At 70.8% G+C, this 15,452-nt stretch carries 13 protein-coding genes and 1 tRNA gene; 8 read left to right on the top strand and 6 right to left on the bottom strand.

Annotated elements, in window-relative coordinates; genetic code table 11:
* The first annotated feature begins 54 nt into the window (after positions 1-54).
* The gene (locus ACQP00_RS48735) at positions 55-1,413 is read left to right on the top strand and encodes an NAD(P)/FAD-dependent oxidoreductase (RefSeq protein ID WP_433210727.1); all 1,359 of its coding nucleotides are present in this window, start codon (positions 55-57) and stop codon (positions 1,411-1,413) included.
* 145 nt (positions 1,414-1,558) lie between these two features.
* Here ACQP00_RS48735 and ACQP00_RS48730 read toward each other — a convergent pair whose 3' ends face one another.
* Complete coding sequence (locus ACQP00_RS48730; RefSeq protein ID WP_433210725.1) at positions 1,559-3,199, bottom strand: hypothetical protein; 1,641 nt, start codon at positions 3,197-3,199, stop codon at positions 1,559-1,561.
* A 196-nt stretch (positions 3,200-3,395) separates the two neighbouring features.
* On the opposite strand from ACQP00_RS48730, the gene ACQP00_RS48725 reads away from it, so the two are divergent.
* From ACQP00_RS48725 to ACQP00_RS48710, 4 genes are all read left to right on the top strand, one after another.
* Positions 3,396-3,476: transfer RNA gene (locus ACQP00_RS48725), tRNA-Leu, on the top strand.
* Positions 3,477-3,614: 138 nt separating this feature from the next.
* Positions 3,615-4,394, top strand: a complete 780-nt coding sequence (locus ACQP00_RS48720) for a Bax inhibitor-1/YccA family protein (protein ID WP_433052126.1) — start codon at positions 3,615-3,617, stop codon at positions 4,392-4,394.
* Positions 4,394-4,714: a hypothetical protein gene (locus tag ACQP00_RS48715; RefSeq protein ID WP_433210723.1), complete on the top strand. Its 321-nt coding sequence runs from the start codon at positions 4,394-4,396 to the stop codon at positions 4,712-4,714. Before ACQP00_RS48720 ends, ACQP00_RS48715 begins: the two co-directional genes overlap by 1 nt.
* A gap of 332 nt (positions 4,715-5,046) precedes the next feature.
* Positions 5,047-7,395 carry an IPT/TIG domain-containing protein gene (locus ACQP00_RS48710; protein WP_433210721.1) on the top strand — a complete coding sequence of 783 codons (2,349 nt, stop codon included), beginning with the start codon at positions 5,047-5,049 and terminating at the stop codon, positions 7,393-7,395.
* 324 nt (positions 7,396-7,719) lie between these two features.
* Here ACQP00_RS48710 and ACQP00_RS48705 read toward each other — a convergent pair whose 3' ends face one another.
* Complete coding sequence (locus ACQP00_RS48705) at positions 7,720-8,043, bottom strand: hypothetical protein (RefSeq protein ID WP_433052097.1); 324 nt, start codon at positions 8,041-8,043, stop codon at positions 7,720-7,722.
* A 147-nt stretch (positions 8,044-8,190) separates the two neighbouring features.
* Between ACQP00_RS48705 and ACQP00_RS48700 the strand changes: the two genes are divergently transcribed.
* Together ACQP00_RS48700 and ACQP00_RS48695 are read left to right on the top strand one after the other, a co-directional pair.
* Positions 8,191-9,846: an aminotransferase class V-fold PLP-dependent enzyme gene (locus ACQP00_RS48700; protein ID WP_433210719.1), complete on the top strand. Its 1,656-nt coding sequence runs from the start codon at positions 8,191-8,193 to the stop codon at positions 9,844-9,846.
* Positions 9,847-9,889: 43 nt separating this feature from the next.
* Positions 9,890-10,798, top strand: coding sequence for a S1C family serine protease (locus ACQP00_RS48695; protein WP_433210717.1), 909 nt, complete (start codon positions 9,890-9,892; stop codon positions 10,796-10,798).
* A gap of 70 nt (positions 10,799-10,868) precedes the next feature.
* Here the strand turns inward: ACQP00_RS48695 and ACQP00_RS48690 are convergent, their stop codons facing one another.
* From ACQP00_RS48690 to ACQP00_RS48675, 4 genes are all read right to left on the bottom strand, one after another.
* Positions 10,869-12,116, bottom strand: coding sequence for an acetyl-CoA C-acetyltransferase (locus tag ACQP00_RS48690; RefSeq protein WP_433210715.1), 1,248 nt, complete (start codon positions 12,114-12,116; stop codon positions 10,869-10,871).
* Positions 12,117-12,559: 443 nt separating this feature from the next.
* Positions 12,560-13,342, bottom strand: a complete 783-nt coding sequence (locus ACQP00_RS48685; RefSeq protein WP_433210713.1) for an SGNH/GDSL hydrolase family protein — start codon at positions 13,340-13,342, stop codon at positions 12,560-12,562.
* 157 nt (positions 13,343-13,499) lie between these two features.
* On the bottom strand, positions 13,500-14,528 hold the full coding sequence (locus ACQP00_RS48680) for an SGNH/GDSL hydrolase family protein (protein WP_433210711.1): 1,029 nt from the start codon (positions 14,526-14,528) through the stop codon (positions 13,500-13,502).
* 84 nt (positions 14,529-14,612) lie between these two features.
* A complete protein-coding gene (locus tag ACQP00_RS48675) occupies positions 14,613-15,026 on the bottom strand; it encodes a PPOX class F420-dependent oxidoreductase (protein ID WP_433210709.1) in 414 nt (137 codons plus the stop codon).
* A 72-nt stretch (positions 15,027-15,098) separates the two neighbouring features.
* On the opposite strand from ACQP00_RS48675, the gene ACQP00_RS48670 reads away from it, so the two are divergent.
* Positions 15,099-15,449: a YkvA family protein gene (locus ACQP00_RS48670; protein WP_433210707.1), complete on the top strand. Its 351-nt coding sequence runs from the start codon at positions 15,099-15,101 to the stop codon at positions 15,447-15,449.
* Positions 15,450-15,452: the final 3 nt, after the last annotated feature.

Genomic DNA, 15,452 nt, shown 5'->3' with positions numbered 1-15,452 from the left:
CATTGTCGGTCACCGGGCAGAGGATCGCCGGGTCAGGCTCCTAGCGTTGAGGACGTGGCTGCGAAGCGAATCCTCATCGTCGGCGCCGGGCACGTCGGGCTCTACGCCGCCCTGCGCCTGTCCAAGAAGCTCAACCTGCACGAGGCTGAGGTCACGGTCGTCGACCCCCAGCCCCACATGACCTACCAGCCGTTCCTGCCCGAGTCGGCGGCCGGCAACATCTCGCCCCGGCACAGCGTCGTCCCGCTGCGCCGCGAGCTCAAGCGCTGCCACGTGCTCTCCGGCACGGTGACGAGCATCGAGCACGCGCGCAAGGTGGCGATCGTCCAGCCGATCATCGGCCCGGCCCGCGAGGTCGCCTACGACCACATCGTCGTCGCCCCCGGCTCGGTCTCGCGCACGCTGCCCATCCCGGGCCTGCGCGAGCAGGCGGTCGGCTTCAAGACCATCGGCGAGGCGGTCTTCCTGCGCAACAGCGTGCTCGACCGGCTCGACGTGGCCGCGACGACCGACGACGAGGCCACCCGCCGGCGGGCGCTCGCCTTCGTGTTCGTCGGCGGCGGCTACGCGGGCGTCGAGGCGCTGGCCGAGATGGAGGACATGGTCCGCGGCGCGCTGCGGTACTACCCGGAGATCCCGCAGCACGAGGTGCGCTTCATGCTCGTGGAGGCGGCCAACCGCATCCTGCCCGAGGTGGGTGCGGAGATGGGGGCCTACACGGCGGTACAGCTGACGCGGCGCGGCATCGACATCCGCCTCGGCACGCGGCTGGAGTCGTGCGTCGACGGCCTCGTCAAGCTCTCCGACGGCGACGCGTTCGAGGCCGACACCATCGTGTGGACGGCCGGCGTGAAGCCGCACCCGATGCTCGAGGACACCGACCTGCCGCGCACCCAGCGCGGGGCGATCACGTGCAAGCCGACGCTGCAGGTGGTCGACGCCGAGGGCAACGTGGTCGAGGGGGCCTGGAGCGCGGGCGACTGCGCCGCGGTGCCGGACCTCACGTCCGCGGACCCGGACGCCCTGTGCTCGCCCAGCGCCCAGCACGCCGTGCGGCAGGCGTCCCAGCTGGCCGACAACATCGCGGCGGTGGTCCGCGGCCGCCAGCCGGTCGACTACCGGCACAAGCACGTCGGCTCGGTGGCCGGCCTCGGCCTCTACAAGGGCGCCGCACGCGTGTACGGCATCAAGGTCCGCGGCGTCCCGGCGTGGTTCATGCACCGCACGTACCACCTCAGCCGCATCCCCACCCTGAACCGCAAGATCCGGGTGCTGGTCGACTGGACCCTGCAGCTCGTCCTGCGCCGCGAGGTGGTGGCGCTGGGCTCCCTGCACGAGCCCCGCGAGGCCTTCACCGAGGTGGCCGTCCCGATCCCGTTCCCCACGCCGCCCGAGCGGAAAATGGCCGCCTAGCGCATGACGTGCCGCCGCTCGTAGGAGCCGGTGCGGTTTTGAGGGGGTGTGGGTGGAGCTTGCTCCCCCACTGCTTTTCAGGACATAACGCGGTAGTCAACGGTGCCCGAGAGACCGTCCGTCGCTTCGAGAAGCGGGACTTCATTCACCCTCTCGCGCGCCAGACCCAGACGTCGGCCACGCGTTCGCCCGGTCCCAGCAGGGCGTCGAGGGTGCTCTTCAGCGCCCCGGCGCCCTTCTGGCCGTCGGCGAGCACAAAGCACGAGGCGTGCCAGTAGGCGATGTCCCGGCGCAGGTCGACGCGGTCGCGATCGGTCAGCACCGGCGCGTTGTCGTTGGCCACGGTACGGTGCAGCAGCTGCGACGTCGGCCGCGGGAACACGCCGACCGCGGACCGGCCACCGTCGCCGTACGGGCCGATGAACCAGCCCTGCGGGGTGGCGAAGGCCACGTTGGTCGCGGCGGCCCAGCGCATGGCCTGCGGGTCGCGCCAGTCGGGGAGCGGTACCGGGACGATGGTGCCGTCCTGCGGGGCGAAGCCGCGCCAATAGCCCTCGGTGAAGAACCGCGGCACCGGTGCGCGCTCCACAGTCGGCAGCGGCATCGGAGCCAGCGGTACGAGTGCGGCGGTCACCGCGACCGGGACGAGCAGCTTCAGCGTCTCGGTCTGGGTGAGCGCGGCGTGCACGACGCTCGCCAGCACGAACCCCAGCAGCGGGACGGCGGCCAGCGCGAAGCGGGTCGGCAGCGCCCACTCCACCACCGGCAGACCAGAGAGCAAGCTGTACGGCGCCCACTGCTCCGTCCGCTCGTGCCCGACCACGATCCGCGGGCCGAGGGCCAGCGCGCACAGGACGAGCGACACCACCGTGCAGGCCACCACGGCCGGGCGGCGCCACAGCCACAGCGTCGCGCCCAGCACCACGATGAGCACCGGGGCGCCGAAGAAGGCGGTGTACTCCGCCGGCCCGCTCGCCAGCCGCGCCGCCCCGTCCCCGCCGGCCAGGGACAGCGGCGAGATGGCGGCGAAGCTCTTGAGGTCGGCCGAGTAGAACTCCGGCTGGAACACCCCGCCGTGCGCGCTCTGCGGGCCGCGGAACTGCATCCAGATCGGGTACGCGAGCAGTGCACCGGCCACCGCCCCGGCGAGCGCCAGCCCGCGGGCCAGGGCGGGCAGCGCGTGGCGCGGGATCGGCCGGGCGGTCGCGGCGTACCCGAGGCAGAACAGCGTCAGCGTGACGGCGGCCAGCAGCAGCACCTCCTCGCCGAGGAAGAACTGCCCCACCACCAGCAGGCCCAGCAGCAGCCCGTGCCGGGCCTTCCCGGCGAGGTTGAACACGCACCACGCGATCGGCGGCACCAGCCAGGCGGCGGTCATGTGCAGGTGGCCGTTGGACTGGCTCACCATGCCCGGGGCGAAGCCGCAGAAGGCGCCGCCGATGAGCGCGGCCAGGCGGTGCAGGCGGGCGCCGCGGGCGAAGAGGAGGTACCAGCCGATGCCGTTGGCGGCCAGATTGAGCCCGGTCGCCACCGCGAACGTCACCGGCGCCCCGAACGCGAGGGTCAGCGGGGCGAGCAGCACGCCGAGCCCGACGAGCGAGGCGTTGCCGAGCAGGTTGATGCCGTCGGGCGAGTTGAGGGCGGTCGTCACGAGGGACAGGTCGCCGCGGTACGCCCGGGTCGCGTAGGCCAGGAACCACTCGTCCAACGCCTGGTCATCCGGGTTGAGCGCGAGCCCGCGACCGGCCAGCAGACCCTTGGTGACGAAGGCCGCGGCAAGCACCATGAGGGCACTCGCGAGGGCGTCGATAATCCATGAACGACGAATGCGCAATGGCTGCGCGGCCCGTTTGTCATGGTCAACCGGAGCAGTGCCCGCCTCGTCGGTCTGTGGGGCGCTGGTCACCCGGTCGACAGTAACGGCCAACCCGTTGTCGGTGTTGACAGTTCACCGGACGGGCTACGGTGAGATCGCGTTCAACGCCCGGGTGGTGGAACGGCAGACACGGCCGCCTTAAAAGCGGCTGCCGCGAGGCGTGCGGGTTCGAACCCCGCCCCGGGCACTTGTTTTTGGCGCTTTGCGGGACGAAACACTGAGTCTCCTGTGAACATACAGCTGCGCTGTATGGTGCCGGTTTCTCCTGTGCTCTTTCGCGGTACCCTGGTCGTACACGTGAATGAGACGCCCATGGAGGCCGATCGTGCAGAGTTCCAACCCGGTGCTCACCCGCCTTGGCGAGGCGGCGCGGGCTTCCCGTTACGAGACCGGGGTCCAGCCCGGCTATCCGGGCGCGCCCGCGCGCTCAATGACCATGGACGACGTCGTCGTCCGGACCATCGCGCTGCTCGCCGTGACCGGTGTGGTCGGGGCCGGCGCGTGGATCCTGCTTCCCCCGAGCAGCGGCCTGACCTACTTCGCGGCCTTCATGTCCAGCATCGCCGGACTGGTCCTGGGCCTCGTCATCTCGTTCCGCCGGGTCACCAGCCCCGCCGTGATCATCCCCTACGCGGTGCTCCAGGGCGTGGCGCTCGGCGTCTTCAGCCGGGCCTTCGAGAGCTGGTACTCCGGCATCGTCCTGCAGGCCGTCGTCGGCACGTTCGGCATCTTCGCCGTGATGGCGCTGCTCTACAAACTCAAGGTGCTGCGCGCCACCCCGCGCTTCACCAAGTTCGTCATCGGCGCCCTGATCGGCGTCATGGTGCTGGCCTTCGCCAACTGGCTGTTCTACCTGTTCGGCGTGAACCTGGGCCTGCGCGAGTACACCCAGAACGGCCAGGTCGGCTGGCTGCCGATCGTGTTCAGCCTGGTGATCATCGGCGTCGGGGCGCTGACCTTCATCCTCGACTTCGACGCCATCGAGCAGGGCACCCGCTACGGCCTGCCGGAGAAGTACGCCTGGTACTGCGCCTTCGGCATCCTGGTGGGCCTGATCTTCCTGTACTACGAGATCCTGCGCCTGCTGAGCTACCTGCGACGCTGATGCCCGACGACGATCAGCTGAGCGCCGCCGTGCGCAAGCTGGTCGGCCAGGTCTCACACTGGACGCCGCCCCGATGGGCGGCGTCCGGTCTGTCTGGGGCCAGCCGGGCCGACCTGATGCATGACCTGGTCCAGTGGATGGCCGACCGCTGCGCGGAGGCCGAGGGCCGCCCGGCGCGGCCGGTCCCGCGGCTGGAGAACGACCTGGCCCTGCCCGACCAGCTCCAGGTGGTCGCGGCCGACCTCCGCCGCTTCGCCCCGCCGCCCGTCCAGGACGAGGCGGCGACCCGGATCAACACGATTCGCGGTGCATTCGCCTGAAGCTCGAGTCGCTCGAGAGCGCCGGCTCCGAGTCGGTCCGGGTCACGGCGACCGCCCTCCTCGAGCTGGCCCGGAAGGTTCCCCGCCAACCCCATCAGTACCTGCTGTTCCTCGGCGACTGAAGTCGCACGCCAGGGCGCCTCCTCGGGGGTGCCCTTTTGCGTGGCTTAGCAGGCAATACGAGACGATCTCGCGGATCGTGAGTTTTGAGGTTCTTTCGGGTGACTCGCTGCTACTTTGAGTGACGTCCCGGTTGCTGAGCGCTACCTCTCCGGGGATCTGCGCCCACCGAGCACTCCCACACCGTGGCTATCGACGGAGGAGACACTCAAGTGCAAGTCAGAAAGCGACTCGCCCATGCGGGCGTCGTCCTGGGCGTGGTAGGCGCCGGCCTGGTCGCGACGACGTCACCCAGCTTCGCGGCCGTCGAGACCATCGTGGCCAAGCCGTCCCACGGACCGAGCGGTGGCACCTACGACACGGTCCTCACCAGCACCGGCACGTGGAGCGGCACCAACTACGTGCAGTGGTCGCAGGCCGCCTGCAACGCCAAGTATCAGGCGCAGGTCCCGATCGCCTCCACGGCCGGTGCGGTCACCGCGGGTATCGTCTCGGCGGCCGCGGCGGGCACCGGAAGCACCGCCGACCTGACCGTCACGGTGCCGAGCACGCTCGCGCTGCCGACCGACGTCACCGCGCCGGCCGGCTTCTACGTCTGCGTCTACGACGGCGCCGTGGCGGGCACGTCCGACCTGGTCGCCAACACGGCCGCCGCGAGCTTCAAGGTCGACCCGCTGCTCACGCCGAACCCGACCAAGGGTGCCAGCGGCGGCGGGTACTCGGTCGAGCTGAACTCGCCGAACCCGGCCTTCACCGCGTTCTCGCCGAGCACGTACACCGTGCAGTTCCAGGCGATCACCGCGACCACCACGGTGTGTGCGGCGACCCCGGCCGGCGCGACCGCGCCGAGTGCGTCGGGCGGTGCGCTGACCGGCGGTGCCGTCGCGGTGCCGGCGGCCAACGTCCAGGTGCCGACCTCGCGCCAGATCAAGGTGCAGGTGCCGGCGACCCTCGCGCAGCCGACCAGCCCGATGCTGTTCACGGCGAACTTCAACGTCTGCGTGTACGCGGGCGGCAACATCCTCGCCGAGACGATGTCGACGGCGCCGTTCAACCTGAACGGCAACGTGGCGCTGAGCGCGCAGAACGGCTCGACGGTGGGCGGCAACGCGCTCACGCTGACCGCGGCCGGCCCGATCTTCACCAGCGGCTCGACCTTCGCCCAGCTGCAGGACGCCACCGCGGGCGGTGGGCACCCGAACTGCGACGCGAGCTACCAGGGCAGCGGCGGCCCGATCAACCTGACGGCGGCCCAGACGCGGTTCATCTCGACGAGCAAGATCGCGCTGACGCTGCCGGCACCGATCGCGGCGGGCACGTACAACGTCTGCGTCTACAGCCAGAACACCGGTAACAACCTGGTCGCGCAGGGCTTCGGCACCTACACCGCGGGTACCGTCCCGGCCGTCGTCTCCGTCAGCCCGGCCACCGGCCCGGCGCAGGGTGGCACCACGATCACCGTGACCGGTGCGAACTTCGACACCACGGGCGCCATGACGGCCACCGTCGGCGGCACCCCGATGACGATCCTGACGGTCGCGACGGGCACGTTCACCGCGCAGACCCCGCCGCACGCCGCGGCGTCGAACCTGCCGATCGCCGTCTCCGTCAACGGGCAGACGTTCGAGACCAAGAGCCTGTTCACATACACCAACGGCATCACGGTGACGCCGAACACCGCAACGAACACCAAGGCAGCCGGGACTGACATCGACATCCAGGGTGTCGGCTTCCAGGACCTGACCTTCGCGGCGCCGGGCACCTACGACGCCAACAGCACCAAGGCGCACGTGTACCTGGTCAGGGGCGCGTACAACCCGGTCGGCTCCGGCACGACCAAGACCAACGGCCAGACCGCCGAGTGCGGTGACGTGCTCGTGGTCTCCGACACCAACCTGATCTGCACGGTGTACCTGATGGGCAACGGCCCGCTGCCCGGCACCGTGGCGCGCAGCATGACCGGTTGCGCCGGCACCTCCGGCCAGTCCGTGCTCACGATCGGCGCGGCCTGCACGTTCAGCTCGACCGACGTCGGCCTGACCATCTCCGGCACCGGCATCGCGGCGGCCACGACGATCACCGCGGTCAACGCGAGCACCGGCGTGCCGACGCTCAGCAAGGCGCTGACGGCCAACATCACCGGCGCCGGGGTCATCAACGTGTACTCGCTGACGGCGGGCAAGACGCTGACCGACGCCGCGGGCGCCAACAACAGCAAGACGCTGACCACCACCACCGCGATGTTCGCCTCGACGGACGTGGGCAAGGCCGTGTACGGCGCGAACATCCCGGCCGGCACCGTCATCAGCGCGTTCACCGACACCAAGACCGTGACGCTGTCCAACGCGCTCAGCAGCGCGCAGACGGCGGCGGCCAGCCTGGCCCAGCCGATCTTCGTGTACGGCTCCGGGCCGATCGCCAACGGCACGTACACCGTGACCGTGGTCAGCAGCGGCGCCGTCAACGCGGCCACCGTGTCCACCAGCAACCCGAACGCCGCGAACTACATGCAGTCGATCATTTCGAGTGGGTCGACGTTCACCGTGGCGGATTACAACTGAGCGTCGTGACACACAACTGAATGAGCTCGGAACTACGAACGGCCCGGAGTCGCGGGACTCCGGGCCGTTCGCTGTGCGGGTAACCGTACGAAAGGGTTTTGGCAGGCGAGGGCACCAATTCGCGATATATGCGGGGGAACCACAAAGTAGTGCCCTCGCCTGCCGGGTAAGACCCGCCCGATCCCTGGGGAGGACGCCTGGCCGGAGGCGTTCGGAGCCGACGGAGGCATGTCGGCAACCGCGTCCGGGCGGGTCTTTTGTGTCGCGGGACTTGCGTTGCACTGGCGGGGCGCGCCGAAGTCTCCGCTAGATTCAACGATCGAATCAGAGGAAGGTTCCTCGATTTCCGCCGGCGCGATGCCAGCCGCCGCGGGATTCGCGTGGGCGGCCGAGGTCGATGCGCCAGTCGGGCATCGTGCGCAGGCTGTAGAGGTCGTGGCGGGCGGTCCAGGCCTCGTTCCACGGGCGCCGGGACGCCTCGGCGGCGTTCTCGGCCAAGCGGCGCGGTGCGCAGGGCCACTCGCGGCCGCACCAGAGGCACTGGCCGTCGCCGTCGGACTCGCTGTGCCGACTCAGGATCTGCGTGGCGTCCCGCCACAGCAGTCGGTCGACGACGTCTGTTGGCTCGGACTGGTCAACACTGACCAACTTCCCTACCCCCAGTCTCATGAGGTGGCCTGAGCACCTCCGGACGAAACGTTAAACAGTCGGGCCGTACGGATGAGCGGACAAGCAGTGCGACATTCTCCCGACCACACGAAAGGGGACGGCGTGGCGCCTGCGATGATGGCCGCCATGGAGAGCCCCCTCTTGCAGCGGATACGTGCCGGCGTGATCGGCGACGACCAGGTGATGTGGGGGCCCTTCGGGGCGCGCCGGGTGACCTACGCGGACTACACCGCGTCGGGCCGGGCGCTGGACTTCATCGAGCGGTTCATCCGGGACGAGGTCCTTCCGCGGTACGCCAATACGCACACGGAATCGTCCGGCACGGGGCTGCAGACGACCCGGTTGCGGGAGGATGCGCGGCAGATCGTCAACGACGCGGTGGGCGGCGACGCCGACACCGTGGTGATCTTCACCGGGTCCGGGTCGACGGCGGCGATCGACAAGATCGTGCACATCCTCGGGCTGCGGGTGCCGGCCGGGCTGGAGGACCGCTACCAGCTCTCGGCGCGCATCCCGGCCGCGGATCGCCCGGTCGTGTTCATCGGGCCGTTCGAGCATCACTCCAACGAGTTGCCGTGGCGCGAGTCCATCGCGGACGTCGTCGTCATCCCCGAGGATCACAACGGCCACATCGACCTGGACCGGCTGCGCGCGGAACTCGTGCGCCACGCCGATCGGCCGCTGAAGATCGGATCGTTCTCGGCGGCCTCCAACGTGACCGGGATCGTCACCGACACCCATGCGATCTCGGCGCTGCTGCACGAGCACGGGGCGCTGTCGTTCTGGGACTTCGCCGCGGCCGCGCCGTACGTCGACATCGAGATGTACGACAAGGACGCGGTCTTCATCTCGCCGCACAAGTTCGTCGGCGGGCCGGGCACTCCCGGCGTGCTGGTCGTGCGGCGCGCGCTGCTGACCAACCGGGTGCCGACCGTGCCCGGCGGCGGGACGGTGGACTACGTCAACCCGACCGACCACCACTACATCGCCGACCCGGCCCACCGCGAGGAGGGCGGCACCCCGGCGATCGTCGAGTCGATCCGGGCCGGCCTGGTGTTCCAGCTCAAGCAGGCGGTCGGCACGGACACCATCCGCGCCCTGGAGGAGGGCTTCCTGCGCGAGGCCATCACCTCGTGGCAGACCAACCCCAACATCGAGATCCTGGGCAACCTGGACGCGCCCCGGCTGTCCATCGTGTCGTTCGTCATCAAACGACCCGGCGGCCGGTACCTCCACCACAACTTCGTGGTCTCGCTCCTCAACGACCTGTTCGGGATCCAGTCGCGGGGCGGCTGCTCGTGCGCGGGCCCCTACGGCCACCGGCTGCTCGGCATCGACATCGAGCGCTCGCACCGCTTCGAGCAGGAGATCATCGCCGGTTGCGAGGGGATCAAGCCGGGCTGGGTGCGGGTCAGCTTCAACTACTTCATCTCGGAGGCGGTGTTCCGCTACATCGTCGACGCCGTGCACCTCGTGGCCACGCACGGGTGGGCGCTGCTGCCCCAGTACCGTTTCGACCCCTACACGGGCCTCTGGAAGCACCGCGACGGGGTCGTGGAGCCGCCGCTGCGCCTGTCGGAGCTGCGGTACGCGGAGACCGGCGAGCTGACCTGGCCCGCGCGCCACGAGCGGGCCCCGGAGTCGGACCTGTCGGGATATCTGCGATACGCGCGCGAGCTGGTCGAGGCACTGCCGACCGCGGCCGAGCCGGAGGGCGTGGTCTCGGCGAACTTCGAGGCCCTGCGCTGGTTCGACCTCCCCGCCAAATCGCTGTTGGCGTAATTCGGAGCGGCATGCCGTACCGACGCGGCTTGTTCTTGTGTCCATGGATGCTTACAGCCAGGTCGTCTCCACCGTGGCGGCCACCCTGCTGCCGAGCGTGGCCAGCCTGACCGTGCGCAGCCGGCGCGGCGAAGGGGCCGGCTCGGCCGTCGTATACACCCCGGACGGCTTCACCTTGACGTCCGCCCACGTCGTCGAAGGCGCGGACGGTGGCGTCGCCGAGTTCACCAACGGCGTCGAGACCCGCTTCGACGTGGTCGGCGCCGACCCGCTCTCCGACCTGGCGGTGCTGCGCATCCGCGAGGCCGAGGTGCCGCCCGCGACCCTGGGCAACGCCGACGAGCTGCGCATCGGCCAGCTCGTGGTGGCCGTGGGCAACCCGCTGGGCCTGGCCGGCTCGGTCACCGCGGGCGTGGTCTCGGCGCTGGGCCGCTCGCTGCCGGTCCGCGACGGGCGGCACACCCGCCTGGTCGACGACGTGATCCAGACCGATGCCGCCCTCAACCCCGGCAACTCGGGCGGCGCGCTGTCCGACTCGGCGTCGCGGGTGGTCGGGATCAACACCGCCGTCGCCGGGATCGGGCTGGGCCTGGCCGTGCCGATCAACGGTACGACCAGGCTGATCCTCTCCGAGCTGATGTCCACCGGCCGCGTGCGCCGCGCGTGGCTCGGGGTCGCGGGGGCCACGGTGCCGCTTCCGCCGCCGGTGGCTGAGCGGCTGGGCCAGAGCAAGGCGCTGCGGCTGGCCGAGGTGGTGCCGGGCAGCCCGGCGGGGCAGGCCGGGCTCTATGTGGGCGATGTGGTCCTCAGCGCGGGCGGGAAGCCCATCACGGGTGTACAGGATGTGCTCCGGCTGATGCTCGGCCCGGCCATCGGCACGCGGCTGTCCATCACGGTGCTGCGCAAGGGAGCGCTGGTTGACGTGGTGGCTGTGCCGAGGCCGCTGGAGTGAGAGCGATATGTCCGGCGCTGGCGCGCCGGACATATCGGACTTATCAGCATTTAGCGGTAAGCTTTGTTGCTTAACTCAAGCGCTCAATCACCATCGCCATGCCCTGGCCGCCGCCGACGCACATCGTTTCGAGGCCGATCGACTTGTCGTGCCAGTTCAGCGAGTTGATCAGCGTGCCCGTGATGCGGGCGCCGGTCATGCCGAACGGGTGGCCGACGGCGATCGCGCCGCCGTTGACGTTGAGCTTCTCGAGCGGGATGCCGAGGTTGCGGTACGAGGGGATGACCTGCGCGGCGAAGGCCTCGTTGATCTCGACCAGGTCGACGTCGTCGATGGTCATCCCGGCCCGCGCGAGCGCGCTGCGGGAGGCCTCGACCGGGCCGATGCCCATGATCTCCGGCGACATCGCGGTCACGCCGGTGGAGATGATCCGCGCGAGCGGCGTGATCCCCAGCTCCCGGGCCTTGGTGTCGCTCATGATGACCACCGCGGCGGCGCCGTCGTTGAGCGGGCAGCAGTTGCCGGCGGTGACCTTGCCGTCGGGGCGGAAGACCGGCTTGAGCCCGGCCACGCCCTCCATCGTCACGCCCGCGCGCGGCCCGTCGTCGGTGGCCACGACGGTGCCGTCGGGCGTGGTGACCGGCGTGATCTCGCGGGCCCAGAAGCCGTTCTTGATGGCCTCTTCGGCAAGATTCTGCGACCGTACGCCGAACTCGTCCATGTCCTGCCGCGTCACGCCCTCGATCTCGGCGAGGTTCTCCGCGGTCTGCCCCATCGCGACGTAGATGTCGGGCAGCTCGCCGTCCTCGCGCGGGTCGTGCCAGGGCTCCGCGCCGCCCTCGGCCCGCTTGTTCGTGCGCTGGTAGGCGTTGAGGAAGGCCGGGTTCTGCCACGGGCCGCCGACCGCCGCCTGCGCGTCGGGCGGGAGGGCGTCGGAGTTGCCGCGGGCGTACCGCGAGACGCACTCGACGCCGGCCGAGATGAACACGTCGCCCTCGCCGGCCTTGATCGCGTGGAAGGCCATCCGCGTCGTCTGCAGTGACGAGGCGCAGTACCGCGTGGTGGTGGCGCCCGGCAGGTGGTCGAAGCCGAGCAGCGTGCTCACCACCCGGGCCATGTTGAAGCCCTGCTCGCCGCCGGGCAGGCCGCACCCCAGGTAGAGGTCCTCGATGGCGCGCGGATCGAGCTGCGGCACCTTGTCGAGCGCGGCACGGACGATGGTGGCGGCAAGATCGTCGGGGCGGAGGTCGCGCAGCGATCCCTTGACGGCACGGCCGATCGGGGACCGGGCGGTGGCAACGATGACAGCTTCCGGCATAGCTCGATGCTACTTGGAGGTAACCCCGCCGGGATCGCGCTCTGGGGGCTGAATATGTCACACGAAGTGCGCAATGTGAGAGCACTCGTGGATACGTGGGCGGGTCTATGAGCACCGGGGGTCTGTCGCGGGGGACCCTTTGGCGCCGTTGGATACGCGGTCGGGTCTTTGGGCATCGGAGGCTCTGTGGCGGAAGGACCTATCGGCAGCGGGGTTTACCGTGCGATGTCCTGAAGAACAGTGGGGGAGCTCCGCTCCACCCACACCCCCTCAACACCGCACCGAGTCCTAACAGCGGCGGAAAGTCTGCCCACGCTCTCTCAGAAAACCGCACCCGGGCCCCGAGTCCATGGGCGGCGGGACGTCTGCCCACGCCCTCTCAAAACCGCCCCCGGGTCCCGGGTCCCGGGTCCACGGGCGGCGGCACGTGCTCCTGGGCGGGCCTAGGCGGCTTTGCGGAGGGCGGCGGCTTCTTCTACGGCGGGTAGGAGGGCGTGGGCCCAGACGCGGTAGCCGTCGGCTGAGGGGTGGAAGCCGTCGTGGCAGAGGGTGCCCTGGTCGGCGCGGAAGACCGGGCCGGTGCGGGCGCCCAGGTCGACCACGACCGCGCCCGCGGTGCCGGCGGCGGCGGCTTGGAGGCGGGCGACCCGGCGGCTGCGCAGGCCCAGGAGCTGGCGCAGGGGTGGGGCGAAGGCGCGCAGGGCGCCGAAGTCGGGGCAGGTGCCGACGACGACCGGGATGCCGGCGTCGCGCAGGCGGCGGCAGGCGGCGCCGAGGTGCTCGGCCGCTTCGACGGCGCGGCCGGGGTGGGTGACGTCGTTGCCGCCGACGAGCACCAGGGCCACGTCGGGGACCGGGCCGACCAGGGCGCGGGCCACCTGGGTGGCCAGGTCGAAGGAGCGGGAGCCGGCGACGGCCACGCTGGAGAGCTCGACGCGGCGGCCGGAGGAACCCTCGGCCAGGAGCGCGCCGAGCTGGCCGCCCACGGTGTCGGCGACCCGTTCGACGCCGACGCCCAGGGCGGTCGCGTCGCCGAGCAGGACCAGGCGCATGGGGGGCTTGCCGACGCCGCCGATCGAGGAGCGCATGGCCAGGCGCATGTCGGGCTTGGCGTAGGCGCGGGTGCGCGCGGCCACCGCCTGGGCGGCCAGCACGGCGGCCCCGCCGACCGTGCCCGCGATCGCCGTCACGGTCGCGAGCTTGGCGAGGCGTTTGACGACAGTCACGCCGCCACCTCCGTTCCGGGCGATTCCATCGAATCACGCTCCGGGGGACCCGAACAAGGGGCAAATCCGGACGAATCCCGAACCGCGCCCCAACGGCGGGGAAACGGCGGGCGTCCCGAAATCCGGCACATGGGCGGTACCAGGGAGAAGTCGGTCTTCATGCCGGCTCCGCCGTGCGGTCCGGAGTGCGCTCGGCCTGCTGCGGCAGCCGGTGCCAGACCCGCCGGCGCAGCTGGGCCCAGCGGCCCGCCGGTCCGCGGTCGCGCCCGGCCACCTGGGCCGCGCTGACCTCGGTGCCGGGGGTGTGCGCGGCCTCGACCGCGGCCTGCGGGAGCGACCGCACGCCCTCGCCGGCCGCGAGGACCGGGGCGGCCGGCACGCCCGCGGGCTGGGCCGGCTCGGTGAGCGCGGCCACGACCGTGGGCAGGACGGCCTGGGCGGCCGCGAGGTAGCCGGCGCCCGAGGGGTGGAAGCGGTCGAAGCTGAACATCCGGTCGGGCTCGGCGTAGAAGAGCTCGCCCAGCAGGTCACCCAGGGAGACGGTACGACCGCCGGCCTCGACCACCGCGATGGTCTGCGCGGTGGCCATCTGGCGGCTCCAGTGCCGGGCCAGCCAGCGCAGCGGCGGCTGGATCGGGCGGATGGTGCCCAGGTCGGGGCAGGTGCCGACGACGACCTCGACGCCCGCCTCGCGCAGCGTGCGCACCGAGTGCACCAGGTGGCCGATCGCGGTCGGGATGCGCACCCGGTGGGTCACGTCGTTGCCGCCGACGCAGATCACGGCGACGTCCGGGCGCTGCCGCAACGCCACCTCGACCTGCGGTGGGAGGCCCTTGGACTCGGCGCCGACGACGGCGAAGCAGCGCATGCGCACCGGCCGGTGCAGTTGCTCGGCCAGACCGGCCGCCACCGCGGCGGCGAACGTCTCGCTGGGGCTCTCCGCGCCGTACCCGGCGGCCGAGGAGTCGCCGAGCACCACCAGGCGCAGCGGCTCACCCTCGAACTGGGTGCCGTAGACCCCGTCCGCGCGCGGCGGCGGGCTGATCACCTGCGGAATGGTCTTGCGCGCCAGCAGCGCCTGACCCAGCACCACCCCGTAGAACAACGCGCCCGCCCCGGCCACGCCACCGCCACCGACCACCGCCGCTGTGGCTATCCGCTTCGCCCGCTCCGACTGCAGTTTCACCGCCCCCGCCCTTCCTCCCCCGGTTCCTCGCAGTCCCCGAGGTTAACCCCCGCCCTCCAAGTAAAACGTCGCTCATAACGTCGATCATCCCGACCGATCCGGCCCCGCTCGGTCGAGGGTGATCCGGATCAGCACCCGCTGTTCCGCGATCATCGCCGCGCGGTACTCGTCCCAGTTGTCATGTTCCTGTCCGGTTGCCCGCCGGTAGTAGTCGACCAAACCTTCAACGCTGTCGGGTGGCGAAACGATCTCAGCCTGGCCCTCGACCTGGATCCAGCGGCCGAAGAACCCGTTCGGCAGCACGCAGACCGCGGCGCGCGGTTCGCGGCGCAGGTTGCGCACCTTGTACGCCGGCAGGCGGCTGCTGATCAGCACCCGGCCCTCGGCGTCGACGGCCACCACGACCGGCGACATCTGCACCCCGCCGTCGGTGCGGCGGGTGGCCAGCACGGCCTGGTGCTGCTCGGCGAGCACGGCACGAGCCTCATCGAGATCCATGTCGCCATTCTTACTCCGGCGGTTCGTGACAGACACCGTTACATTCGATTCACGGCAGAGAGGGCTATCACCATGGCGGACAGTGCGCTGCGACGGCGAATGGCGTGGACCGCGCTCGCGCGCGTCTTCCGCTCGGACACCCCCGGGATCGGACGGCGGCTGGGCGCCATCCCCCGCATGATCAAGGCGACGATGAAAGGCCAGTACGACGGCGGTTCGCGGCTGGCGATGCTGGCGGTCGCCGGGGTGTACATCGTCTCGCCCATCGACGCCGTCCCCGAGGCCTTCCTGCTGGTCTTCGGGCTGGTCGACGACCTGGCCGTGGCCGGGTACTTCGCCGGTGCCCTGATGGACGAGCTCGAGCGTTTCCTGGAATGGGAGAAGCGCCGGGAGACCGTGATTCCCGGACACGTCGTCAGGTAGCCC

The organism is Dactylosporangium sp. CS-047395, from assembly GCF_050942185.1.
Taxonomy (GTDB): domain Bacteria; phylum Actinomycetota; class Actinomycetes; order Mycobacteriales; family Micromonosporaceae; genus Dactylosporangium.
Note: the sequence above shows the minus strand (reverse complement) of the source record. Positions and strands in the feature narration are given on the sequence as shown.

What these genes read in the sequence shown, in the direction of transcription:
- ACQP00_RS48730 (WP_433210725.1), bottom strand. Translation starts at nt 3,199, where the DNA reads ATGGTGCTTGCCGCGGCCTTCGTCACCAAGGGTCTGCTGGCCGGTCGC.
- ACQP00_RS48695 (WP_433210717.1), top strand. Translation starts at nt 9,890, where the DNA reads ATGGATGCTTACAGCCAGGTCGTCTCCACCGTGGCGGCCACCCTGCTG.
- ACQP00_RS48715 (WP_433210723.1), top strand. Translation starts at nt 4,394, where the DNA reads ATGCCCGACGACGATCAGCTGAGCGCCGCCGTGCGCAAGCTGGTCGGC.
- ACQP00_RS48670 (WP_433210707.1), top strand. Translation starts at nt 15,099, where the DNA reads ATGGCGGACAGTGCGCTGCGACGGCGAATGGCGTGGACCGCGCTCGCG.
- ACQP00_RS48675 (WP_433210709.1), bottom strand. Translation starts at nt 15,026, where the DNA reads ATGGATCTCGATGAGGCTCGTGCCGTGCTCGCCGAGCAGCACCAGGCC.
- ACQP00_RS48690 (WP_433210715.1), bottom strand. Translation starts at nt 12,116, where the DNA reads ATGCCGGAAGCTGTCATCGTTGCCACCGCCCGGTCCCCGATCGGCCGT.
- ACQP00_RS48700 (WP_433210719.1), top strand. Translation starts at nt 8,191, where the DNA reads ATGGAGAGCCCCCTCTTGCAGCGGATACGTGCCGGCGTGATCGGCGAC.